Origin of the sequence: uncultured Cardiobacterium sp., from assembly GCF_938028185.1 — a bacterium.
In the GTDB taxonomy this organism is placed as follows: Bacteria; Pseudomonadota; Gammaproteobacteria; order Cardiobacteriales; family Cardiobacteriaceae; genus Cardiobacterium.
This window is the reverse complement of the sequence record NZ_CALJAH010000125.1, coordinates 1-1,805: the sequence shown is the minus strand read 5'-3', so window position 1 is coordinate 1,805 and position 1,805 is coordinate 1. Positions and strand designations below refer to the sequence as shown.

2 protein-coding genes and 1 pseudogene are annotated in these 1,805 nt (G+C 59.4%); 2 read left to right on the top strand and 1 reads right to left on the bottom strand.

What is annotated here, in order from left to right; translation table 11 throughout:
* Positions 1-332: pseudogene (locus Q0349_RS03915) on the top strand (gfo/Idh/MocA family oxidoreductase); the annotation flags it as partial.
* A 6-nt stretch (positions 333-338) separates the two neighbouring features.
* Here Q0349_RS03915 and Q0349_RS03910 read toward each other — a convergent pair.
* Positions 339-773 (bottom strand): GNAT family N-acetyltransferase, encoded by a 435-nt coding sequence (locus Q0349_RS03910; protein ID WP_366916266.1) that lies wholly within the window; start codon positions 771-773, stop codon positions 339-341.
* A 37-nt stretch (positions 774-810) separates the two neighbouring features.
* Here Q0349_RS03910 and Q0349_RS03905 point away from each other — a divergent pair, with 37 nt between their 5' ends.
* Positions 811-1,653: a LysR substrate-binding domain-containing protein gene (locus tag Q0349_RS03905; RefSeq protein WP_298079570.1), complete on the top strand. Its 843-nt coding sequence runs from the start codon at positions 811-813 to the stop codon at positions 1,651-1,653.
* Positions 1,654-1,805 lie beyond the last annotated feature (152 nt).

The following is a 1,805-nucleotide window of genomic DNA, read 5'->3' as shown; positions in this document are numbered from 1 at the left end:
ACCACGTCCTCTTTCAGGGAAAAACCCAGGACGGCGGCCTGCTGAATATCGCCTATCGCGGCGGCGGCAGCGGCCTGCGCATGGAAATCGAATGCGAGCACCGGCAAATCGTTGTCACCGCAAACAGCGGCCATCTCCAGTACGAACCGCTCACCATCGAAATCATCCGCGACGGGCAAAGCGAAATCATCGCGCCTGAAGGCAATGCCGCCGACATCCTCGCCAATGCCTATCGCGCCGTTTGGCAGGATATGCGCCAGGGGACATATACCGTCCCCAATTTCGCCCACGCCGTCGCCCATCAACAATTGCTTTCCGAATTGGCGCAATAAAAAACACTATGGCCGCAGCACCATATCCATATGCGCAATGCCATCTTCCAAATAAATCGCTGAAGTCGCCGCAAAACCAAAAGACTGATAAAACCGCTGCAAATACGTTTGCGCCTGTGCGTAAATCGCCCGCTCCGGCCACTGTTGCCGGGCATACGCCAGCGCAAACGCCACCAAATCCCGCCCCAATTTTTGCGCCCGCCATTCGGGCATCACCAAAACCCGTCCCAAATGTACCGCATCAATATGCGGAATCAAACGGCAATATGCGGCAATCCCGTCCGCGTCGCGGCGAAAAATATGCAAAGCCTGCACATCCGCCGCATCCACTTCCTGATACGCGCATTGCTGCTCCACCACAAAAACCGCTACCCGTGCCTGATAAATCGCGTGCAATTCCGCCACGGACAAATCCGCAAAAGATTTCACCTGAAAATCCATAAAAGTCTCCCAATAAAAAGGGCGTATCATAACGGACATGAATAACGCCCTCTACAACCAAATTCGCATCTTCCAAGCCATCGCCGCCGAAGGCAGCATCACCGCTGCCGCGCGCAAACTGCAAATCACCGCGCCGTCGGTCAGCAAAGCGCTGAAAACACTGGAACAACACCTCGGCCTGCCGCTCTTTTCCCGCTCCACCCGCCACATCGAACTCACCGAAGCCGGACGCCGCCTGCTTGCGCGCAGCGGCGACGCCGTGCAGGCCTTGCAGGACGCCATTGAAAGCGTGCGCGACGACAACGCCATCCCCTCCGGCCTCGTGCGCGTGACCTTGTCGCGCTTCGCTTACCAACTGCTCTTCCGGCCATTTATCGCCGAATTTGGCGCGCGCTACCCGCACATCCAGCTCGAACTCTCGCTCTGCGACGGCATCATCAACATCCTTGACGCGGGTTACGACCTCGGCATCCGCTTCGGCGACACCCTCGAAGAAGGCATGGTCGCGCGCCGCCTGCTGCCACCCTTCGCGGAAGGCCTCTACGCCGCCCCGAAATACCTCGCGCGCCACGGCACGCCGCAGACCCCGGACGACCTCGCCCGGCACCGCCTCATTGGCTACCGCTACATCACCGCCAACCGCCTACTGCCGCTCACCCTCGACGCCGACGGCGAACCGCTCGGCGTAGCCATGCCAACACCGCTCATCTGCAACGACATTGACGTCACCGCCGACGCCATCCGCGCTGGCCTCAGCATTGGCCGCCTGTTCGCGCCCATCTGCGCACAACAGCCCGACCGCGAACGCTTCCGGCCGGTACTGCGCGACTACTGGAAAACCTACCCCGGCGTCTATCTCTACCACCTGCCGCACGCCTAAAAAGCCCGCCGGGTGCAGGCGCTCATCGCCTTTCTCACCGAAAAAGCGGTGACGATTGACGTCGAATAACAATCTCTGCACAAACAAACCACTATCAAATATAGCCATCCACCGAAAGTTTCAGACAAGGCGCGTCGCCGAAGACAGTACGC

What these genes read in the sequence shown, in the direction of transcription:
- Q0349_RS03905 (WP_298079570.1), top strand. Translation starts at nt 811, where the DNA reads ATGAATAACGCCCTCTACAACCAAATTCGCATCTTCCAAGCCATCGCC.
- Q0349_RS03910 (WP_366916266.1), bottom strand. Translation starts at nt 773, where the DNA reads ATGGATTTTCAGGTGAAATCTTTTGCGGATTTGTCCGTGGCGGAATTG.